Here is a 20,720-nt window from a genome sequence, read left to right as displayed (position 1 = left end):
TTGAAATAAATCTGACAACACCACCAAAAACAAAGTGATGTGTCTATAAAAGAAGTGGAGTAAACAGGCATGCATCTGCATATTTTGGGTATTTGTGGCACCTTTATGGGTTCGTTAGCGCTACTTGCTCGTGATTTAGGACATACAGTGACAGGTTCAGACCAGAGCGTGTATCCACCGATGTCGACCCAACTCGAAAATGCAGGCATTACCTTAATGCAAGGCTATGATCGTAGCCATTTACAACCCCATCCCGATTTGGTGATCGTGGGGAATGCCATGAAACGTGGTATTGATGCGGTTGAATACATGCTGAACGAAGGCTTGCCGTATATTTCAGGCCCACAATTTTTGGCTGACCATGTCCTACAAGGCAAACACGTTTTAGGTGTTGCGGGTACCCATGGTAAAACCACTACAACCACTATGCTAGCGTGGGTACTTGATCAAGCGGGTTTAGAACCAGGTTTCTTGATTGGTGGTGTGCCTTTAGGTTTTAGTGAAAGTGCACGTTTGGGCGCGGGCAAATACTTCTGTGTGGAAGCGGATGAATACGATTCTGCATTCTTCGACAAACGTTCTAAGTTCGTGCATTACCATCCTAAAACAGCGATTTTAAATAACCTTGAATTTGACCATGCCGATATTTTTGATGACTTAGCGGCCATTCAAAAACAATTCCATCATCTGGTGCGTACCATTCCATCTGAAGGTCGCATTATTGCACCGATTACTGAAACCAATATTGATGAAGTACTGGACATGGGCTGCTGGACGCCAGTAGTGCGTACATCTTTAGATGCCAATGATAGCGCTGAAGTTTATGCTGAACAGCTCTCTGCCGATGGTTCTCATTTCAAAGTGCTACAACACGGTGTCGTCAAAGGCGAAGTAAAATGGAACATGACAGGTCAACATAGTGTTGCCAATGCTTTAGCGACCATTGCCGCAGCCGAACATGTTGGTGTGTCGATTGAAACAGCTTGTGAAGCACTGTCTAACTTTGGCGGTGTGAAACGTCGAATGGAGCTTTTGGGTACGGTACGTGGCATTGAAGTGTATGATGACTTTGCCCACCATCCAACCGCAATTGACACCACGCTTGAAGGTGCACGTAAGCATCTAGGCGAACGTAAACTGTGGGCAGTGATTGAACCTCGTTCAAATACCATGCGCATGGGCAGCCACAAAGACGGTTTAGCGCATTCTGCACGTTTGGCAGATGAAGTGATTTGGTATCAACCTGAAGGTCTGGATTGGGACTTAGCACCAGTCATTGAAGCAGCACCAAATAAAGCCGTTGTAGCGCGTTCGCTGGATGAAATCATTCAAACGATTGTGACTGAAGCAGGCGAGGGTGATGCTGTGGTGATAATGTCGAATGGCGGTTTTGGTGGTTTACATCAAAAGTTGATCAGTGCACTGAAAGCCTAACGCAACAGAATTAAATGAAAAAAAGCCCGCTTCGCGGGCTTTTTTCATTCTTAGATTCTAAAATAAAGCGCAACATGGCTAAACTGTTAATAATCTTTAAGCCGCAACATCCGCAAAGCTTTTTTCACGACGAAACATCACATCAACATAAGAACAAGTTGGAATAATTTTTAAATCCTGTTCACGGGCAAAATTAACTAAAGTATCTAGCAATTGACGTGCTACACCTTGTCCACGAAGTGAATCATCGACCCACGTATGATTGGCAATAATTTTATGCTCATTGCTCCAAATATAGCTGATTTCGGCAATACGCTGCCCTTGTTCATTCAGTTGAAAAAATTCGCCTTTGTGACGATCATCAATATGTTGAAAAGCCAATGGATTTTCTCCCTATTTATGAAAAGATATGTGATGTAACAAACTTATAAGTGTAATAAAACAGAACTAACACAACTAAACTTAGCAGTTAGCGCACAATAAATCTGTAGATAATTCACATTAATTAAAAAAACAAATTAAACACACTAGCCGGATGTTTCTCATGGACTTATATATCATTGCAATCTTCACATTGCTTCTCGTCGCGACTTTATTGGTTATCTCAATGTATAAATCACGCCATTAAAGGACCTTAAAACAGATTTATTCATGTTAAAAAACCGACCATTCCTATGAATGGGCGGTTTTTTTGTGTCCTTAAATTCAATCCATCTGATGTTTAACGTAAAACATCATGGATGATGGGATCTTTATCAAAAACTGACTTTGCGTAAGGGCAAAGCGGAATAATTTTCACGTGTTTTTCACGAGCAAAGTTCACAGCAGCATCCAGTAAATGCCGACCGACACCTTGCCCACGCAAGCTGTCACTGACATCGGTATGGTCAATAATAAATTTATCGTCACCCGCCCATGAATAAGTCATTTCCGCTAAACGATCGCCCTCTTGTTCAATAAAAAATGCACCTTTTTTCTGATCATCTTGTTGTTGCACTAACATAATTTTTCCTTGAGATTTTTTTATAAAGTCGCATGTTTTAGCACATAAAACTGTTGTTTTTCTATTAAGTAAAAAGGAGTGATATGGAATTAAAATCATTTCCTGTGCAATATGTCTAGCGTTAAAATAGCATCCAATTTTTCAAGCGAAGACAATTATGTCTGCTTCTCCCTCCTCCGATTCCAGCGCTTCAGGTTCATGGATCTGCGTCATTGCGCTCGCTTTTGCTGCCTTTATTTTTAATACCACAGAATTTGTTCCCGTCGCATTACTGAGTGATATCGGTAAAAGCTTCAATATGGCAGCAACCGATGTAGGAATCATGATTACCCTCTATGCATGGGTGGTTGCACCAATTTCCTTGCCCATTATGCTGTTGACCAAAAATATTGAACGACGCTTTTTATTAATTGCTTTGTTCATCGTTTTTATTTTGAGTCATGTGCTGTCCTATTTTGCGTGGAGTTTTAATACGCTTTTGCTCAGTCGTATCGGCATTGCTTTCTCCCATGCTTTATTTTGGTCCATTACCGCATCTTTAGCTGTACGTGTAGCGCCTAAAGGCAAGGAATTCCAGGCCTTAGGCTTACTTGCAACAGGCACAGCATTGGCCATGGTACTCGGTATTCCATTTGGTCGTATGGTCGGTGAAACCTATGGTTGGCGCAATACCTTTGCGCTGATTGCTATTGGCGCAACCATAGTGTGTATCATTTTAGCCAAGGCACTCCCATTACTGCCAAGCATGAACTCAGGTTCACTGAGCAGTCTAAAGGTATTGGTGAAACGTCCTAGTCTCATGTTGGTTTTTGCATTAACCATTTTAGTGATTACTGCACAATTTACAGCTTATAGTTATATCGAACCCTTCGCGCTGAATGTCGCAAACTTTAGCTCAGGGCAAACCACCAGCTTGCTATTAATTTTTGGTGGCGCAGGTTTTATGGGTTCTTATTTGTTTGGTAAATTTGGCGCGAAATATCCCAAGTTGGCTATTCCGCTCAGTACAGCATGTTTAGCCTTTGCGATGCTGTTACTCCTTCCATTAAATGCCAGTTTTATTGGAATCAGTGCAGTATGCCTACTCTGGGGCATGAGTATTATTGGTTTTAGTTTGGCACTACAGTCCAAAACATTAAACCTCGCATCCGATGCCACTGATGTCGCTATGGCAATTTACTCAGGACTATATAACGTTGGAATTGGTGGTGGTGCATTATTGGGTGGCATCGTCACGGTTCAACTTGGTTTAAGCTCAATCGGTCTGGTCGGCGGTATCCTTGCTATTTTGGGTACGATATTGGCCTTAATTTTGGTGCAGCGTCGAGATTTTGTTTCGAAGCCAGATTAACTATGAAATTGTAATTTACGATTGCACTAGCACAAAAATAATGTCATGCTTCGCCGCATATTTGGACACGATCCAAAAACAGAATTTGAACAAGGGGAGTAGCCTCCTCCAAGCGTAAATCTAGATTTACGTGTCAGAATATCGTCATTACACTTTGCAAAAAGTCGGTATCTGAGCATCTGAACTGCAAAACATTACAGTAAGATGTAGGCAAGACCTTGATCATGTTGTCACAGACGTTTTATTTCGTCTGGCAACTGGTCAAGGTTTTTTTATGGCTGGTTGTTAGATGTGGAGAATACACATGGAAACGATCGGCACCTTGTGGCTGTATCTAGCATTTTTCGGTTTAGTGACCGTAATGCTCATCATCGACTTTATGGGCTTTAAAAATAACCAAGGCCAAGAAGTAAAAGTCAAAACTGCGGCCTACTGGAGTATTGCTTGGGTTTCGGTTGCGACCTTATTTGGTGGTGCACTTTGGCTCTACTTGCAACAAACCGCAGGTGTCACCGTGGCCAATACCAAAGTCATGGAATACTTTGCAGGTTATCTGTTAGAAAAATCCCTCGCCATTGACAACGTTTTTGTCTGGCTCATGATCTTTGCATCCTTTGCGATTCCACCTGCATTACAACGTAAATTACTACTGTATGGCGTACTCGGTGCAATCGTTTTACGAACCATCTTTATTTTTATTGGCGCATGGTTTGTGCAAGAGTTTTCTTGGGTACTGTATATCTTCGGTGCGTTCTTGGTGTATACCGGCTTTAAGTTCCTCAAAGGTCAGGATGAAGAAGAAAGCAATATTGAGGATATGGCCATTTTAAAATGGTTGCGTAAGCACATGCGCATTACGCCACAGATGCATGAAGACAAATTCTTTGTCCGCCAAAATGGCATGCTGTGGGCAACACCGTTATTTTTGGTCTTGATCTTGGTTGAAGCATCTGATGTTATTTTCGCGGTCGATTCGATCCCAGCAATTTTTGCTGTCACCTCAGATCCGTTCATTGTCTTGACTGCAAACCTGATGGCGATTTTGGGCCTACGCGCAATGTTCTTCTTGTTGTCTGGTGCAGCATCGAAAATGCATTACTTGCCTTATGGTCTTGGCATCATCTTATTGTTCATTGGTTTCAAAATGTTGATGTTGGACGTCTTCCATATGCCAATTTGGATCTCATTGGGCTTCATTGTCATCACGTTAACCATTACCGCATGGTTATCGATTCGACACAGTAAAAAGCACAACCAAACCACCTTGTAAAATCAACACAAAGCCTCCGACATCGGAGGCTTTTTTAATTCAATCCCTCATCGGAAAATAACACTGAATGTTCTGGCTCAAGCAAACTTAATTGTGGCCAGCGTTGCAGAAATTGTTTCGCTTCCATACGTTGCAAAAAGGTCGCTCGACTGACTAAACGCGGATTCCAACGCAGTTTTAATTCAAACAAATCAGTCAGTCCAAATGGTGCCACGATTTCCAATTGATCACGTGCATTTAAACGGACCGCAACCGCTGTTGCAGTTTCAGGCCACAAAGAAAGGGCATGGAAAATCGATGTTAAGGGCGAAATAGAATCACCATTGTCTAAACGATACCAATGATGTACCAAAGCTTGGTTGGTCACATCCCACTGTATAGACGGAAATAAAGACTGCATCTGTGTTTGGATCTGATCACTATGAGCATCATCATCCTCAGGATTATAAAAAATGACATCCACCTCAGTATGGGACAGTGTATAGCTGTATTGGTGTAGCACTGACCACAGCATATTTCGAATTACCCCTGCGGCAATATACGCACTGGCATCCACCAAATAAAGCTGCTTTAAAATAGACATGATGCCGTCATGTTGTTGAATCAGCTGCTGCAAGCGCTCATCATAAGTGGCTTCGAGTTGTGCTTGATTCACAGGATGCATTGGATGGGACATAGATACACTGTTGTTTGATTCTATTCTTTGATTCGATTTAGCCTGACACAAGCCCATTGGTTTAATCAATCGCTTTGGAAAAATGACATGCACTCGACATGCCTGAATGGCTGTTCGATGTTTTAGCACAAGATCGTCTAATTACAGCAACGCCATTTCTAGCCAAATTAAGCTACAATCAACCGAAAAAATTCTAAACTGCAGGTATGTCATGTCTTCTGTTATCACATCTACAGCGATCCGTGGTCGCTTTCTAGATATTCAGAATACAGTTGCCCAAGCACGTGAAATTCACGACCAAGTGCGCTATTTCGAAGATGGATTGTTAATTACCCAAGCGGGTAAAATTCAATGGTTTGGTTCTTGGCAGGAAGGGCAAGCTCAGCTGCCACCAGACCTTGATGTTCAGCATTATCCTGACCAATTGATCGTTCCGGGTTTTATTGACACCCATATTCATTATCCACAAACGGAAATGGTCGGGGCATATGGTGAGCAACTTTTAGAATGGCTCGATACCTACACCTTTCCGACTGAAATGCAATTTGCAGACCCTGCCTATGCACAAAAAATTGCGGCATTTTTTGTGCAAGAACTGCTAAAAAATGGCACCACCACCGCATTGGTTTTTTGTACCGTACATCCTCAGTCGGTAGATGCACTATTTCAGGCGGCAGAGCAGCACCAAATGCGCTTGATCGCGGGTAAAGTCATGATGGATCGACATGCACCTGACGCGCTATGTGACACCGCAGACAGTAGCTATCACGATTCCAAAGCCCTGATTGAAAAGTGGCATGGCAAAGGCAGAAACCTCTATGCCATCACCCCACGCTTTGCCCCAACCTCCACAGCTGAGCAATTGGCACGGGCAGGGGAGCTAAAGGCTGAATATCCAGATGTCTATGTCCACACACATTTAAGTGAAAATAAAAATGAAATCGCGTGGGTGAAAGAACTCTACCCTGAACAAAAAGGCTATTTGGATGTCTACCATCATTATGGGCTAACGGGGTCGAAATCGGTGTTTGCACACTGTGTTCATTTAGAAGAAAACGAATGGGACTGCATGCATGCAACTGACTCCGCAATTGCTTTTTGCCCAACGTCAAACCTGTTCTTGGGTAGTGGTTTATTTCCATTGAAAAAAACCTGGGAAAAACAGGTAAAAGTTGGTTTAGGTACAGACATTGGTGCAGGAACGTCCTTCAATCAACTACAAACCATTAATGAAGCCTATAAAGTGCAACAACTACAAGGTGATAAATTATCTGCCTTTGAAGCTTTGTATCACGCCACGTTGGGTGGTGCCAAAGCACTGGATTTGGATGACAAACTAGGGAACTTTAAAGTCGGTAAAGAGGCTGATTTTGTCGTGCTGGATTTAAAAGCCACAGCTTTACAAGCACTGCGCCAGCAGCGTGCTCAAAATCTGGAAGACGCTTTGTTTGCCCTGATGCTAATGGGGGATGATCGTAATATTCACGCTACTTACATCTTTGGACAATGTGCCTATGTCAAAACCGGAAAATAAATCAAAATCGAAACGTACATGGCTGAAATGGGGCGTCGTGCTGATTGGATGTGCCTGTTTGCTCAAGCGGGACAGTCAATCTAAGCCAAACTGATTACATTTTCGACGGCAAAATAGATGCAACTCCGATCGAGATGTATTAAAATTGGAGTATCTTTAGAGGTGTTGCAGGTCAACACCTTTTTTATTTTTTTGATTTGCTTTTTTAGGTATCTACCCATGTCTGTTCAAATGAGCGTATTGATTTCCACTGAAGAAATTCAAGCTAAAGTGAAAGAGCTTGGCGCCAAAATTGACGCACACTATGCCAACAGCGACAAAGAACTTGTCCTTATTGGTCTATTACGCGGTTCAGTCATCTTTATGGCTGACTTATGCCGTGCAATTACAAAACCACACGAATTAGACTTCATGACCGTATCAAGCTATGGCGGTGGCACAGTGTCTACACGTGATGTAAAAATCTTGAAAGACCTAGATGGTGACATCAACGATAAAGACGTGCTGGTGGTAGAAGATATTATTGACTCAGGTAATACCTTAAGCAAAGTGTTAGAGATTTTAAAAACACGTAACCCAAATTCAATCGAGTTATGTACTTTGGTCAGCAAACCGTCTCGTCGTGAAATTGAACTTGACGTTAAATTTTTGGGCTTCGAAGTTGAAGACAAATTTATTGTTGGCTATGGTCTGGACTATGACCAAAAATATCGTCATATCCCATTTATTGGTGAAATTGGCCTTTAAGTCAGTTTCATGCAGAAGGAGTGGCCGAAGGCCACTTTTTTTATTTTTAAAATTTTCAATTTGAACAAAAAAACAACAGTTTTTATCATGTTACGACTATTGATCTCTTTGATTTTGATGGACTATAGAATATGAAGTCGTAAAAAACAAATACATGATAACAAAAGGAGATTTACTATGTGGTCACTCATTGTTGCGATTGTTGTTGGTTTTATTGCTGGTTTGATTGCACGCGCAATCCATCCTGGAGATGACAAAGCAGGTTTCATCATGACCACTGTTTTGGGGATCGCAGGTTCCTTGCTCGCGACCTATGGCGGACGCCTACTCGGTCTATATGGTGAAAACTCGGTCGCAGGTTTCATTGCCTCAGTGATTGGTGCCATTATTATTTTGTTTATCTACAATTTGGTTACCAAAAAATCCAGAGCTTAAAAATAAAAAATACCCGTCCAAGACGGGTATTTTTTTACTTCAATCCAGCGATTTCTAGCAGATAATCATTGCGCAATTTCTTTTAAAATGGATTCCAATTCTTCAGCAGGGTAGGCACCTGTAAGTACCGAGCCATTGGAAAAGACAATGCCTGGGGTCCCACTGAGTTTTAAACTTTTCGCCAGTTTGATATTGCGTTCGATTGGATTTTCACAGCTTTTACTACTTTTCGGTGCAATGCCTTTATTGATTAGATTATTCCAAGCCAAGGTAGGACTGGCTTCGCAAAATATCTGTTTTGACGGCGCGATTGATTGCGGCTTTAAAGCCGTGACAAAGGTGTAAATTGTCAGGTCATTGAGCTTTGCCAGTTCTACTTCAAGTTTCTTGCAATATGGGCAATTTGGGTCAGAAAAGATCGCGATCTGGCGTTTTCCATTCCCCCGCACAGTTTTAATTGCATCTTGAAAGGGTAGCTTATTCCATTCAGTTTTATGCTGATTCATGACCAATTGTTTGGTCAGATTTTTCTGATCTTTTAAGCGAATCATCGAACCTGCAAGGATATAATCCGCATTTTCACTCACATACACCACTTGGTCTTCAACAAATCCACTGTAGACTCCCGTCATTTCCGTACTTTGAATATTGTCGATTTTTAAGCTGGGATGTTTTTGCGATAAAAGCTTTTGCACAGAAGCGGCATCTGCCAGCGCCACTGTCGATACTGATACCGTCATGATTGCTGCACATAGGTGTTTCAGCATAGATAGAACTCAATTGAAATCAAACTTTTGCCATTCTAAGTTGAATTAAGCAAAAGTCATGGGCTTTTTTCAGTTCATTACGCAAAAAATACATGCGGTTTCACGTGGAACATTTTAAGCAACATTCGGACGATTAATTTCAACCGAAACATGGACAATTTCTTCATGGATTGACAGGGCTTCGCGGACTTGATCTGCCGTTAAATGATTGGTCGTTTCCAACGCTACAATACAGGAAAACTGACCTTTACCGACTTTCCACACATGTAAATCTGTAATCTCAACTGGAGGGTTTAATTCGTCCAAAACCTCACGGATCTCGACAACCACGGGATGATCCATTTCAGCATCTAACAATGTTTGCCCCGTTTCTTTCATTAACCCAATTGCCCATTTAGCAACAAGGACAGCACCCACTATGCCGAGTAGTGCATCGAGAAAGCTCCAACCCATCCATTTTCCAGCAATGAGTGCCACAATCGCCAATACGGAAGTGACTGCGTCAGCCACTACATGCATAAAGGCTGCTTTTTGATTTAAGTCATGATGGTGTTCATGGGGAGAATGATCGTGTGCCTGCTCATGATGGTGATGGTGATGATGATGGTGATGGTGATGGTGATGGTGATGGTGATGGTCATCGTGCAACAACCATGCACAAATCAAGTTCACCACCAGACCTAAAATCGCAATTGGGATGGCTTCATTGTAGTGAATTTGCACGGGGTTAAATAAGCGTTCAACTGAGTGAAAAGCCATAAAAATAGCCACCACCATCAATAAAATCGCACTGCTGTATCCCGCAAGGATTTCTATTTTCCATGTGCCAAAACTAAAGCGTGTATCTTGTGCATAGTGCCGCGCAGCGCGATAGGCAAAATAGGCTAGACCCAATGCCAACATATGCGAACTCATATGCCAGCCATCTGCCAATAAAGCCATGGAGTTAAAAATCCATCCGCCGATGACTTCTAACAACATCATCACTGCAGTTAAAATAGTCGCCAGTAAAATACGTTTTTGTGCCAGTGGATTACCTTCATCAAATTGGTGATGATGAATTCGGATGGATGGGGAAGTTTTCATAAAGTTGTGTGTTTTAATATACTCCCCCATAGTATATTTAATTTAGGGAGAAAGTGTTGAGTCATTTGCATCAAGACAAAAAAATTCTGAATCGGGTTAAGCGCCTACAAGGTCAAGTCAATGCGGTTGAACATGCGTTGCAACTGCCCGAAGCAGGCTGTATAGAGGTTTTACAACAGGTGGCTGCGATTAAAGGCGCTGTAAATGGCCTGATGAATGAATTAATCGAAGCACATTTACGTCATCATGTTTTACCTGAAGGTACAGAAGTCAATGAAGCCGAACTGGCTGAATTTGTGAAGCTGCTAAAACGCTATGGCTAAAGTTACAACTTAAATTTGCCCTTTTAATCCATTCAGCATTACACTGCATTCTTCACCTTATTCCTCATATACAGAAAAATTTACATCAATTTTTCTGTATCTAAGCGACTTTAAAATGACCACTTCTCCATCTTGGCGACCCTTTATTATGGTCAGCCTTGCGCTCTGTATGGGCACCATAGGTACAGCGCTGGCAAGTCCACTGTACCCCATTTACCAACAGCTCTGGGGACTGTTGCCCAGTCATATCACCTATATATTTGTCGCCTATATGTTTGGCTGTTTGGCCACACTTTTATTTCTAGGACGTACCAGTAATAGTTTCGGTTTTTTAAGAACGCTGCAAATCGGCATGGGCTGTATTATTGCTGGCCTGAGCTTATCGGTGTTTGCCTCTAATGCACTATGGTTGTCATTCGGGCGCTTTATTATTGGTATTGCTTCAGGGCTTATTAGCACCTCAGCGATGCTAGGTTTGGTCTATACCATTCCAGAGAGCCATAAGCAAAATGCGCCGCAGCTCAGCTCTATCATTACCGTCATTGGCTTTGGTCTTGGGCCATTTATAGGTGGGGTCATTGCACAATTTTCAGCACAGCCATTGGTCACACCGTATATCCCTGTGATTATTGGCGGCTTTGCATGTTTGATTGGTTTATTTTTCATTCGCAGCCCGTCATTTCAAACACAGCCATTTTCAGTTGCACCGCATTTAGAAGTACCTGAACCACAATTCCGCTCGCAATTTTTTATTGCAGGGCTAACCGCATTTTGCGCATTTGGTTCCTTCAGCTTATTTGCCTCTTTAGCGCCTTCCTTTGTAAAAGACGCTATTCCATGGCATGGGCCTTTGGTCAGTGGTACTGCCATTGCCAGTATTTTACTGGTATCTGCCTTGGTCCAGTTTATCGCCAAATCAGTCAATCCCAGCACTTGTGTCAATGCGGGTCTAATCGTTTTGATGATCAGTTATGTTTTACTTGCCTTATGTATGACCCAACATTGGAGCATCTTATTTTTTATAAGTGATGTCTTGGTCGGTGTAGGACATGGTTTAGGCTTACTCGGCGCATTTGGCTTAGTGCATAAAATGACTAATATCCAAAATCGTGCTGCGGTCATTTCAACCTACTTATTTATTGGTTATTTGGGTACGATTATTCCGATTATTGCTGCTGGTTATTTATCTGACCATTTTGGTTTAATCACAGGAGTACTGGGCTTTTGTATTGGCGTCGGTATGCTGTGTTTAATCCTGTTGTTATGGCAGCGCAGTCTGAAATCAAATTAACCACTTTTCTTGTTCAAGATGTATCTTGTATTAGGTACTTCTTGAATGCTAAACCAATTAAAAAAACATATAAAAGTAAAGAAAAACACATTAATATCTTGATTAAATAAATTCATAATTTTAAAAAATGCTAAAAATTCAATGTCAAATTAACACCACAGAAAATGAAATCATTGCCTCTAGCGAATACGGAGATATTCACTATATTTTACCTTTTGAATCTTTACCGCATTTAGAAACCTACGATTTTATTGTTTGGGGCTTTTTACCAATTGCTATGCGCTTAGGCATCTCGCTGCATGTAGAGGGTCCAATTTCAATACAAACCATCCATTCTGCACGTGAAGTTGCAGCGGTCTGGACTGCTTGGTTACCTGATTTATATCAACCCGTCATGCTAAATGCTTCATCAATCATCCAAGCGCCACCTACAAACCAACAAGCTAAAAATTTAACCTTTTTTAGTGGTGGGATCGATTCTACCTATAGTTCATACAAAGCTTTTCTCGAAAATGGGCAAGATTCTGATTGTCTAACTGTGCATGGCATGGATTATAAATTTGATGACCATGAAAAATTTCATGCCTTAATGGAACAGACACATCGCTTTAGAGCGCAGGTTTTTAAACAAAGTCACGTCGTGAAAACCAATGCCTATGCGCTATACAGTAAATATGGCTGTAATCCAAAAGGGTCACATGTCACGCATATATTTTCGCTGTTTTCCTGTGCTTCAATTTTTGAAGATTACCAGCAATACCGAATTTCAGCCGATTATCGTTTAGATCAACAATTGTTTGTTCATCCCTATGGCTCAAATACAGCATCCAATCGGTTGATGAAAAACAGATCAGCAAAGTTAATTACGCTCGACGATGATGTCACTCGATCACAAAAAACCGCATTTTTAAGCCAATCTAACTTAGATTTACAAACCCTATCGATCTGTGTGGATTATACAGCTCGACCTAAAAATTGTGGTAAATGCAGCAAATGTATGCGCACCAAAGCTATGTTTTATGCCACTAGCCCCGAAATTCCAGATATTTTTTTAGACCAGCATTTTGGGGAAAAGTGGTATCAATCCATTCCATTAAGTTCAAAAATCAATCGCGCTTTTTTAATTGATATTTTGTCGGCTGTCGAAAAATCCTCTCTACAACAGCATTTTCCAGACTATGCAACACTCAAAGTCAAAGTTGAGGCAGCATCGAAACGAGCAGCAATCAATCCTTTTTATGGGATGAAAATAAAAGATGTGCTGAGATCGATCTTTAAAATCATTTTTGGTTCGAATCCACGCTAAAGCGTTTCAAAAAAAGCACGATATTTTCGAACATCGTGCTTTGGATGGATTCATCAATTAATGAACTTCAGGGCTAAATCGTTTAATTATTTTCCAATACAAAACGATCCAAAAATCTTGCCGAGTAAATCATCCGCACTAAAGTCACCGGTAATTTCACCCAAGGCATTTTGCGCTAAACGCAATGACTCTGCGACTAACTCACCTGCGTTATACACCACCAACTGTTCACGTGCTTCAGCAAGATAGTGCTGAGTGCGTTTCATTGCATCTAAATGGCGCGTACGTGCAATAAATGTATCTTCTTCTGGTTGGAAGCCTGCATGCGCTGTAATCGCATCTATGAGCGATTGAACGCCAGTTTCTTGTTTGGCAGAGACGGTAATATGGCGAAAACCTTGAAAATCACTGATTTCCGCAATTGAATGGGTCAAATCACATTTATTCCCAATCAACATTAAGCGCTTCGGTTCAATATGTTCTGCAAAATACGCTTGCGCCAATTGTAGTGGATCATCACCTTGGCTTAAGTCATACACCAACAGCAATAAATCAGCCTGCTCAATTTCTTGTATTGCACGGCGAATCCCTTCTTTTTCAACAATATCACCTGTTTCACGTAAGCCTGCGGTATCAGTCAACGTAATGGGCAAGCCATTTAAGCTAATTTTTTCATGTAATACATCGCGTGTGGTTCCGGCAATATCCGTCACGATGGCACGATCAATCCCAGCAAGCGCATTCAACAAAGAGGATTTACCTGCATTTGGCTTACCTGCAATCACCACCTGCAAACCTTCACGTAATAACTGACCTTGGCGTGCCGATTGTTGAACGGCCGTCACTGAACTTGCGACATCATCCAATAAACCTAAAATTTTACCATCTGCCAAAAAGTCGATTTCTTCTTCTGGAAAATCAATCGCAGCTTCCACATGCAAGCGTAAGTGAATCAGTTGCTCAAGCACCGTATTGACTTTGGTGGAAAATGCGCCTTGTAGTGAACGTACTGCAGAACGTGCGGCAGCTTGCGAAGTAGCATCAATCAGGTCAGCAATCGCTTCCGCTTGCACCAAATCCATCTTGCCATTTTCAAAAGCACGCATAGAAAATTCACCTGCTTTGGCCGCAGTCGCACCCAATTCAAGTAAACGCGCCAATAACGCATTTTGAATGACAGGGCCACCATGACCTTGCAATTCCACCACATCTTCACCCGTAAATGAATGTGGGTTAGGGAAGCATAGCACCAAACCCTCATCCATAATTTCGCCAGCAGCATCGTGGAATTTACGAAAACCGGCAAACCGCGCTTGTGGCAATGACTGTTGGGTTAAAGCTTCCGCAATGGCATAAGACTTTGGACCAGACAAACGGATCACCCCAACCCCGCCACGACCCGGCGGTGTTGCAATAGCAGCAATAGTGGTCAGATGTAGTGGCTGGGTCATGATGCAATTCTCAAAATTTTGGCAATAAAAAATCCGCTTAAGAATATCATCTTAAGCGGATCGATTCAGCTAGTCAGCAAGACTTAGTTGACTGAATCTGCCTCTTCACGCTTTGCACGATCTTTTGCAACAGCTTTGTTGATCAAACTTTGTTGAAGGATCGTAATACTGTTGTTACAGATCCAGTACAGTACCAAGCCTGCAGGGAAGAACAACATAAATACAGTGAAAATGATTGGCATAATGCGGAACACTTTCGCCTGCATTGGATCAGCTGGCTGTGGGTTCAACATTTGCTGAATGAACATGGTTGCACCCATTAATAATGGGAGAATAAACCATGGGTCCATTGCAGATAAATCTTGAATCCAACCTAACCACGGCGCATGACGTAGTTCAACGGATTCCATCAATACCCAGTACAATGCAAGGAAGATCGGCATTTGTAGTAATAATGGCAAGCAACCAGATAATGGATTCACTTGTTCACGTTTATACAAAGCCATCATTTCTTGCGAGAAGCGCATACGGTCTTCACCGAACTCTTCTTTCATACGTTGCATTTCAGGTGCAATCACACGCATTTTCGCCATAGAACGGTAGCTCTTCGACGATAATGGCCACAGGATGAGTTTCACTAGAATCGTCAATAGAATAATTGACCAACCCCAGTTACCAACTAAACCATGGAAAAATTGCAGACCCAAGAACAATAATTTCGCGATTGGCCATAACCAACCATAGTCCACAGTTTGGTTCAAACCAACCGCCAAGTCTTTCAATTCTGATTGAATTTTTGGACCTGAGTAGAAAGTCGCATCCACTTCAGCCACTGTACCTGCTGGTACATTGATCGCAGGTGAAGTAAAACCAATGATGTTCATATCATCATTCGATTTGCGTGATTCAAGTTTTGCAGCAAAAGGCTGACCTTTTTGAGTCAGTTTAATTTCACCAGGTACCCAAGCACTCACGAAGTAATGCTGAACCATTGCAACCCAGCCGCCAGTTGCTTCAACATTCAATTTTTCGTCATTGAAGTTGGCAAATTTAAGCTTGTTGTAATGTTCATCAGGCGAACCCCATGCACCACCCAGGAATGTACCTAAAGTGAAAATACCTTGGTCAGATTTACCAGGGTCTTCAGAGTTGTCGCGTTTGAGCTGACCAAACATCTGACCTTGCCAGTTTTGTGCACTGCGGTTGATGATCTTATGATTCACCACTACAGGGTATTCACCTTGCGTGAAGGTAAAGGTTTTGATTACCTCTACGCCATCTGCAGTTTTATACACCATTGGTACTGACAAAACTTTCACGGTTTGACCGTCTTGACCTTTTACCGCTTTAGCATCATTCAAACTATAAGATGTTTTTTCAACTTCATAGTTTGGACGTCCTTTCGGATTACTATCTGGACCATTTAGACCAATTAAACCAGACTGAGCAACATAGGTACGTTTTGCATCGCTTTCGAGCATCACGAACGGTTCATCGCTGTCTTTATTTTTGTCATGGTTTAGTAATTCAACACGAACAATATCGCCACCTTTTGGACTGATCCAAAGATGGTAGAGGTCAGTTTGTACTGAAATTAGCTGTTGACTAACAGGTGCAGCGGCATCTGTTGTTTGTTGCGTAGCAGCATTATTTGCTTGTGGCACATCTGAAGCAGCAGTTGCTGTCTGGCCATTTGGTAAGTCAGCAGATACTTCATGCGATACAACCGCAGCATTTTGCTGAGGTTTTTGTTCCGCATTTCCATAATCTTTCTGCCAAGCCAAAATGAGCAAATATGCGACAACAAACATGGCCCCTAGAATTGCAATCCTGGCCCATTGTTGCATATGTATTACCCCAAGTGGTTTGAGTGATTTTGGTTCATTAAACGATCACGAAAGGGTACAGCAACGTGATGCGTTTGAGAATCTATTTGCTGAAATGAAATAAAACGAATTGCTTTTAATGGGACAGGATCATAACCCGAGCCTCCCCAAGGATGACAACGGCAAATACGCTGAACAGCTAGACACACTCCACGTACAGCACCATGTGTATGGACTGCTTCCAAAGAATATTGAGAACATGTTGGAATATAACGACAGCGGGGGCCCAATAAAGGACTAATCGCGATCTGATAGAAACGAATGAGCCAATGCAGTAAACGAACCATTGGTCATCTCTACGCTTGTGGGGAGGTAGCTATTTTTTTATGCTTATTTGCAAGGCGTTGTAATTTTTGCCAAGCAAATTGTAATTGCTGATGCAACTCTGCATTCGGTATGGTCTCTATGCCAACTTTGGGCATAACAACGATATCCAATACATTAGACTGCTGTTGATGCAGGCGAAAACTTTCGCGTGCAAGTCGTTTTACTCGATTTCTTTCATGCGCACGGCGCACTTTTTTCTTTGCAACAACTATACCCAAACGGCTGTTAGGCTGTTCGGAAATTTTTGCTAGAAAAAGAAAATGGGGCTGATGCACTTTAAAAAGCGCACCATCGAACACACTTTTATAATCGGCAGCACAGTGTATTCGCACATCTGTGCTATAGCCGTAAAGTGTTGTCATAACACCCAAGTCTTTACAGTCTTAACTGAAATTAAACAGTTAAGCTGTGACGACCTTTTGCACGACGACGCGCCAATACTTGACGGCCAGCTTTAGTAGCCATACGAGCACGGAAACCATGAACGCGTTTACGTTTCAACTCAGAAGGTTGGAAAGTACGTTTCATATCGAAACTCCAATTAATGATCTTTCAGTAAAGGTTCGCGATTTTAGTGCTCATTGCTTGAGCTGTCAATGAAAAATGCTCTTTCTTTCAAAATCTCTGCTGTGTTATGTCAAGGCAAAAGCCAATAGAAAACAGAACTTAAAATTTAAAAAAATAAATACTCACAAGTTAAATAATTGTATGTATTATAGATTTAAGTTATCAGCAAGTTTACTCACAAACTTATCCACAATGTGATTGTTTGGTTTTTATTTTTATGAATTTAAATTTGAATTTAAAACTTTAGTTGAGTTATCCCCAAAATCTGACACCCCTATAAATAAATTCAAATTTTAAAATTTAAATTTATTACTATTAGTGTTGATATTTTCTGTGGAAAACGCATTTTTATTTTTTTTAAACATAAACTTATGTTGTTAATAACTATGTTTTTATATTTTTGACAGTTTGTGGATAACTTTGTAAGATATTTTATCCACAGTATGCGGATAAACTTATCCACACCTGATTTAAATTTAAATTTAAAACTGATTTGTGCTTTTTTGAGCGATTTTCGCCGAATTAATCATGACAGATGTGGATAAGATGGTTAGAATGGCTGCCCGCTTAGCGGGGCCAGATTGATTTTTTAATTGTACAATGGACTGAAATAGGGGTTTCACATGCTTTGGACAGACTGCTTAACTCGCTTGCGACAAGAGCTATCAGGAAATGTCTATACAATGTGGATTCGCCCACTGGTTGCAGAAGACGCCGGTGATAGTCTGCGCCTTTATGCACCTAACCCGTATTGGACACGCTATATTCAAGAACATCATTTAGAGCTGATTTCAATTTTAGCAGAGCAGCTCTCTGAAGGTCGTGTTCGCAAAGTTGAAATTTTAGTGGATTCACGGCCTGGTGCAATTTTATCGGCTGCAGAACAACCCGCAACCACAACGGCTGCATTAGAACCAAGTCCGCAACCCATAGCACCTTCTCGTCCTAAAAAAGAAAAAGAAGAGGGCACGGCTAAAAATAGCCGTAAAAAGCAACTGAATCCCTTATTTACCTTTTCCCTATTTGTTGAAGGTCGTTCCAACCAAATGGCGGCGGAAACCTGTCGTAAAGTGTTGACGCAGCCTGGAGCATCTCAACATAACCCCTTGTTCTTGTATGGACCAACGGGTCTGGGTAAAACCCATTTAATGCAAGCTGTCGGAAATGCTTTATTACAAGCGAAACCGAATGCACGCGTTATGTATATGACCGCAGAAAGTTTTGTACAAGACTTTGTGAGTTCGCTACAGCAAGGCAAGGTTGAAGAATTTAAGAAAAATTGCCGCTCACTCGATTTGCTTTTGGTCGACGATATTCATTTGTTGGCAGGTAAAGAAGCCAGCTTGGTTGAGTTTTTCTATACCTTCAACGCATTGTTAGATGAATCAAAGCAAATTATCTTAACGTCTGATCGCTATCCAAAAGAACTGACTGAGCTTGATCCACGTTTGGTTTCACGTTTCTCTTGGGGCTTGTCGGTAGGTGTAGAACCGCCAGACATTGAAACCCGTATTGAAATTTTATTGAAAAAAGCCGAAAGCAATGGCGTGGAACTGCCGCGAAATTGTGCGTTGTTTATTGCGCAACAAGTCGTGGCGAATGTCCGTGAGCTGGAAGGTGCATTAAACAAAGTGGTGGCAATCTCACGTTTTAAAGGTTCTCCTATCGATTTAGATGTGGTTCGTGAATCTTTAAAAGATGTACTAGCCATTCGTGCACGAACCATCAGCACCGAAAACATTCAGCGTGTGGTGAGTGAATATTTCCGTATTCCATTGAAAGAGTTGGTCGGACCAAAACGTACACGTATTTATGCCCGCCCACGTCAATTGGCAATGGGCTTAGCACGTGAACTTACAGGTGATAGTTTCCCTGAAATTGGGATGGCCTTTGGTAACCGTGATCACAGTACCGTCATGCATGCCTGTGAAAAAGTGCAGAGCCTGCGTGAGGAAGATCCAATCTTTAATGAGGACTATAAAAACTTACAGCGTCTGCTGCAAAGTTAAGTCTTTTCGTTCAAATTCTGTTCTTGCAATGCGGTATATTCTGCCGCATAGTACACTGCTAAAAAATTAATTTATCTTGTCTGTCTTCAGTTGTTAGAGGAATGTATTGTGCGTTTAAAAATCGCGAAAGAAAGCTTACTGAATGTTCTATCACATGTCGTAGGAGCGGTTGAACGTCGCCATACCTTAAATATTTTATCCAATGTCAAAGTGCAGGTAACTGAACAAGCCTTAACCATTACAGGTTCTGATCTTGAAGTTGAATTGGTTGCTAGCACACCACTGATGGAAGGTGCGTGTTTACAAGCAGGTGTGACGACTGTTCCTGCACGTAAATTAATGGATATCTGTAAATCTTTGCCTTCAGCAGCTTTGATTGATTTACAGATTACTGAAGACCAGCGCTGTATTTTAAAATCAGGCAATAGCCGTTTTGTACTGGGTACGCTTCCTGCTGAAGATTATCCATTATTGACCACTGAAAATACCCAAGGTACACAGGTCGGCGTGACACAACGCGAGTTAAAACGTCTTTTTGAAAAAACTTCTTTTGCCATGGCGGTTCAAGATGTTCGTTTTTATTTGACCGGTACTTTACTTGAAATTGATGAAAATCAATTGCGTGCAGTAACGACCGATGGTCACCGTTTGGCGATGTGTGAAACAGCGGCAAGTTCGAATGCGACACAAGCAATGCAAGCTATTGTTCCACGTAAAGCCGTGGGTGAGTTGCAGCGTCTATTGAGTGTTGAAGACGAGCAATTATCGTTGTTGATTGGTCGTGAATTATTAAATGTAACGATTACCATTGCCAGCCGTGATAAAGAGCAGGGCGGTATTACCGTACGTTTCACCACAAAATTGATTGATGGCAAGTTCCCAGATTACCGCCGTGTAATTCCACGTGGTGGCGATAAAAACGTACGTATTGCACATGATGTATTTAAACAGTCACTGCAACGTGTGGCGATTTTAAGTAATGAAAAATTGCGTGGCGTATTCTTAAAATTTGATGCGGACACTTTACAACTACGTGCCAACAACCCTGAGCAAGATGAAGCTATTGAAGACTTAGCGATTCAATATGCAGATGCACCGATGGAAATGTCATTTAACGCACAGTACTTACTGGAAGTACTCAATGTATTGGACGGTGATGATGTTACGATGACCATGACGGAAGCGAATCAGTCGGTATTGGTACAAGATCCACAGCAACAAGACCAAACCTATGTTGTGATGCCTATGCGTGTTTAA

Annotated in this window: 21 protein-coding genes; 11 read left to right on the top strand and 10 right to left on the bottom strand. The window is 41.7% G+C overall.

Annotation, left to right across the window (positions count from 1 at the left end):
• Positions 1 to 69: 69 nt before the first annotated feature.
• On the top strand, positions 70 to 1,434 hold the full coding sequence (gene mpl / locus B9T33_RS16065; RefSeq protein ID WP_086179895.1) for a UDP-N-acetylmuramate:L-alanyl-gamma-D-glutamyl-meso-diaminopimelate ligase: 1,365 nt from the start codon (positions 70 to 72) through the stop codon (positions 1,432 to 1,434).
• Positions 1,435 to 1,530: 96 nt separating this feature from the next.
• Here mpl and B9T33_RS16060 read toward each other — a convergent pair whose 3' ends face one another.
• Positions 1,531 to 1,815 (bottom strand): GNAT family N-acetyltransferase, encoded by a 285-nt coding sequence (locus B9T33_RS16060; protein WP_086179894.1) that lies wholly within the window; start codon positions 1,813 to 1,815, stop codon positions 1,531 to 1,533.
• A 340-nt stretch (positions 1,816 to 2,155) separates the two neighbouring features.
• Entirely contained in the window at positions 2,156 to 2,437 is a 282-nt protein-coding gene (locus tag B9T33_RS16055; RefSeq protein ID WP_086179893.1) for a GNAT family N-acetyltransferase, read from the bottom strand.
• A 157-nt stretch (positions 2,438 to 2,594) separates the two neighbouring features.
• Between B9T33_RS16055 and B9T33_RS16050 the strand changes: the two genes are divergently transcribed.
• Both B9T33_RS16050 and B9T33_RS16045 read left to right on the top strand, forming a co-directional pair.
• A complete protein-coding gene (locus B9T33_RS16050) occupies positions 2,595 to 3,788 on the top strand; it encodes a sugar transporter (RefSeq protein ID WP_086179892.1) in 1,194 nt (397 codons plus the stop codon).
• 304 nt (positions 3,789 to 4,092) lie between these two features.
• Entirely contained in the window at positions 4,093 to 5,058 is a 966-nt protein-coding gene (locus B9T33_RS16045) for a TerC family protein (RefSeq protein ID WP_086179891.1), read from the top strand.
• Between the two features lie 34 nt (positions 5,059 to 5,092).
• On the opposite strand, the gene B9T33_RS16040 is transcribed toward B9T33_RS16045, so the two are convergent.
• Complete coding sequence (locus B9T33_RS16040; RefSeq protein WP_228145851.1) at positions 5,093 to 5,734, bottom strand: nucleotidyltransferase family protein; 642 nt, start codon at positions 5,732 to 5,734, stop codon at positions 5,093 to 5,095.
• 211 nt (positions 5,735 to 5,945) lie between these two features.
• Here B9T33_RS16040 and guaD point away from each other — a divergent pair, with 211 nt between their 5' ends.
• From guaD to B9T33_RS16025, 3 genes are all read left to right on the top strand, one after another.
• Positions 5,946 to 7,268: a guanine deaminase gene (guaD, locus tag B9T33_RS16035; protein WP_086179889.1), complete on the top strand. Its 1,323-nt coding sequence runs from the start codon at positions 5,946 to 5,948 to the stop codon at positions 7,266 to 7,268.
• A gap of 219 nt (positions 7,269 to 7,487) precedes the next feature.
• Complete coding sequence (gene hpt, locus B9T33_RS16030; protein ID WP_086179888.1) at positions 7,488 to 8,015, top strand: hypoxanthine phosphoribosyltransferase; 528 nt, start codon at positions 7,488 to 7,490, stop codon at positions 8,013 to 8,015.
• 177 nt (positions 8,016 to 8,192) lie between these two features.
• Positions 8,193 to 8,450: a GlsB/YeaQ/YmgE family stress response membrane protein gene (locus tag B9T33_RS16025; protein ID WP_086179887.1), complete on the top strand. Its 258-nt coding sequence runs from the start codon at positions 8,193 to 8,195 to the stop codon at positions 8,448 to 8,450.
• Between the two features lie 65 nt (positions 8,451 to 8,515).
• Here B9T33_RS16025 and B9T33_RS16020 read toward each other — a convergent pair whose 3' ends face one another.
• Together B9T33_RS16020 and dmeF are read right to left on the bottom strand one after the other, a co-directional pair.
• Positions 8,516 to 9,217 (bottom strand): DsbC family protein, encoded by a 702-nt coding sequence (locus tag B9T33_RS16020; protein WP_086179886.1) that lies wholly within the window; start codon positions 9,215 to 9,217, stop codon positions 8,516 to 8,518.
• 114 nt (positions 9,218 to 9,331) lie between these two features.
• Entirely contained in the window at positions 9,332 to 10,303 is a 972-nt protein-coding gene (dmeF, locus tag B9T33_RS16015; RefSeq protein ID WP_086179885.1) for a CDF family Co(II)/Ni(II) efflux transporter DmeF, read from the bottom strand.
• 56 nt (positions 10,304 to 10,359) lie between these two features.
• On the opposite strand from dmeF, the gene B9T33_RS16010 reads away from it, so the two are divergent.
• From B9T33_RS16010 to B9T33_RS16000, 3 genes are all read left to right on the top strand, one after another.
• On the top strand, positions 10,360 to 10,626 hold the full coding sequence (locus B9T33_RS16010) for a metal/formaldehyde-sensitive transcriptional repressor (protein WP_086179884.1): 267 nt from the start codon (positions 10,360 to 10,362) through the stop codon (positions 10,624 to 10,626).
• Positions 10,627 to 10,774: 148 nt separating this feature from the next.
• Positions 10,775 to 11,917, top strand: a complete 1,143-nt coding sequence (locus B9T33_RS16005; protein WP_086179883.1) for an MFS transporter — start codon at positions 10,775 to 10,777, stop codon at positions 11,915 to 11,917.
• 127 nt (positions 11,918 to 12,044) lie between these two features.
• Entirely contained in the window at positions 12,045 to 13,223 is a 1,179-nt protein-coding gene (locus B9T33_RS16000) for a hypothetical protein (protein WP_086179882.1), read from the top strand.
• Positions 13,224 to 13,309: 86 nt separating this feature from the next.
• Here B9T33_RS16000 and mnmE read toward each other — a convergent pair whose 3' ends face one another.
• The 5 genes from mnmE to rpmH all read right to left on the bottom strand — a co-directional run bounded on the left by mnmE (position 13,310) and on the right by rpmH (position 17,415).
• On the bottom strand, positions 13,310 to 14,674 hold the full coding sequence (gene mnmE, locus B9T33_RS15995) for a tRNA uridine-5-carboxymethylaminomethyl(34) synthesis GTPase MnmE (protein ID WP_086179881.1): 1,365 nt from the start codon (positions 14,672 to 14,674) through the stop codon (positions 13,310 to 13,312).
• Positions 14,675 to 14,757: 83 nt separating this feature from the next.
• Positions 14,758 to 16,521 (bottom strand): membrane protein insertase YidC, encoded by a 1,764-nt coding sequence (gene yidC, locus B9T33_RS15990; RefSeq protein WP_086179880.1) that lies wholly within the window; start codon positions 16,519 to 16,521, stop codon positions 14,758 to 14,760.
• Positions 16,522 to 16,526: 5 nt separating this feature from the next.
• Positions 16,527 to 16,847: a membrane protein insertion efficiency factor YidD gene (yidD, locus tag B9T33_RS15985; protein WP_086179879.1), complete on the bottom strand. Its 321-nt coding sequence runs from the start codon at positions 16,845 to 16,847 to the stop codon at positions 16,527 to 16,529.
• 9 nt (positions 16,848 to 16,856) lie between these two features.
• A complete protein-coding gene (gene rnpA, locus B9T33_RS15980) occupies positions 16,857 to 17,249 on the bottom strand; it encodes a ribonuclease P protein component (protein ID WP_086179878.1) in 393 nt (130 codons plus the stop codon).
• 31 nt (positions 17,250 to 17,280) lie between these two features.
• The gene (gene rpmH, locus B9T33_RS15975; RefSeq protein WP_000831329.1) at positions 17,281 to 17,415 is read right to left on the bottom strand and encodes a 50S ribosomal protein L34; all 135 of its coding nucleotides are present in this window, start codon (positions 17,413 to 17,415) and stop codon (positions 17,281 to 17,283) included.
• A gap of 662 nt (positions 17,416 to 18,077) precedes the next feature.
• On the opposite strand from rpmH, the gene dnaA reads away from it, so the two are divergent.
• Both dnaA and dnaN read left to right on the top strand, forming a co-directional pair.
• Positions 18,078 to 19,463, top strand: a complete 1,386-nt coding sequence (dnaA, locus tag B9T33_RS15970) for a chromosomal replication initiator protein DnaA (RefSeq protein WP_086179877.1) — start codon at positions 18,078 to 18,080, stop codon at positions 19,461 to 19,463.
• A gap of 108 nt (positions 19,464 to 19,571) precedes the next feature.
• On the top strand, positions 19,572 to 20,720 hold the full coding sequence (dnaN, locus tag B9T33_RS15965; RefSeq protein ID WP_086179876.1) for a DNA polymerase III subunit beta: 1,149 nt from the start codon (positions 19,572 to 19,574) through the stop codon (positions 20,718 to 20,720).

The sequence above is a fragment of the Acinetobacter sp. ANC 5054 genome, assembly GCF_002135295.1.
In the GTDB taxonomy this organism is placed as follows: Bacteria; Pseudomonadota; Gammaproteobacteria; order Pseudomonadales; family Moraxellaceae; genus Acinetobacter.
This window is presented reverse-complemented; position numbering and strand designations above follow the sequence as displayed.

What these genes read in the sequence shown, in the direction of transcription:
- hpt (WP_086179888.1), top strand. Translation starts at nt 7,488, where the DNA reads ATGTCTGTTCAAATGAGCGTATTGATTTCCACTGAAGAAATTCAAGCT.
- B9T33_RS16045 (WP_086179891.1), top strand. Translation starts at nt 4,093, where the DNA reads ATGGAAACGATCGGCACCTTGTGGCTGTATCTAGCATTTTTCGGTTTA.
- rpmH (WP_000831329.1), bottom strand. Translation starts at nt 17,415, where the DNA reads ATGAAACGTACTTTCCAACCTTCTGAGTTGAAACGTAAACGCGTTCAT.
- B9T33_RS16050 (WP_086179892.1), top strand. Translation starts at nt 2,595, where the DNA reads ATGTCTGCTTCTCCCTCCTCCGATTCCAGCGCTTCAGGTTCATGGATC.
- dnaA (WP_086179877.1), top strand. Translation starts at nt 18,078, where the DNA reads ATGCTTTGGACAGACTGCTTAACTCGCTTGCGACAAGAGCTATCAGGA.
- guaD (WP_086179889.1), top strand. Translation starts at nt 5,946, where the DNA reads ATGTCTTCTGTTATCACATCTACAGCGATCCGTGGTCGCTTTCTAGAT.
- yidD (WP_086179879.1), bottom strand. Translation starts at nt 16,847, where the DNA reads ATGGTTCGTTTACTGCATTGGCTCATTCGTTTCTATCAGATCGCGATT.
- B9T33_RS16025 (WP_086179887.1), top strand. Translation starts at nt 8,193, where the DNA reads ATGTGGTCACTCATTGTTGCGATTGTTGTTGGTTTTATTGCTGGTTTG.
- yidC (WP_086179880.1), bottom strand. Translation starts at nt 16,521, where the DNA reads ATGCAACAATGGGCCAGGATTGCAATTCTAGGGGCCATGTTTGTTGTC.
- rnpA (WP_086179878.1), bottom strand. Translation starts at nt 17,249, where the DNA reads ATGACAACACTTTACGGCTATAGCACAGATGTGCGAATACACTGTGCT.
- B9T33_RS16040 (WP_228145851.1), bottom strand. Translation starts at nt 5,734, where the DNA reads ATGTCCCATCCAATGCATCCTGTGAATCAAGCACAACTCGAAGCCACT.
- B9T33_RS16020 (WP_086179886.1), bottom strand. Translation starts at nt 9,217, where the DNA reads ATGCTGAAACACCTATGTGCAGCAATCATGACGGTATCAGTATCGACA.
- B9T33_RS16005 (WP_086179883.1), top strand. Translation starts at nt 10,775, where the DNA reads ATGGTCAGCCTTGCGCTCTGTATGGGCACCATAGGTACAGCGCTGGCA.
- mnmE (WP_086179881.1), bottom strand. Translation starts at nt 14,674, where the DNA reads ATGACCCAGCCACTACATCTGACCACTATTGCTGCTATTGCAACACCG.
- dmeF (WP_086179885.1), bottom strand. Translation starts at nt 10,303, where the DNA reads ATGAAAACTTCCCCATCCATCCGAATTCATCATCACCAATTTGATGAA.
- B9T33_RS16055 (WP_086179893.1), bottom strand. Translation starts at nt 2,437, where the DNA reads ATGTTAGTGCAACAACAAGATGATCAGAAAAAAGGTGCATTTTTTATT.
- mpl (WP_086179895.1), top strand. Translation starts at nt 70, where the DNA reads ATGCATCTGCATATTTTGGGTATTTGTGGCACCTTTATGGGTTCGTTA.
- B9T33_RS16000 (WP_086179882.1), top strand. Translation starts at nt 12,045, where the DNA reads ATGCTAAAAATTCAATGTCAAATTAACACCACAGAAAATGAAATCATT.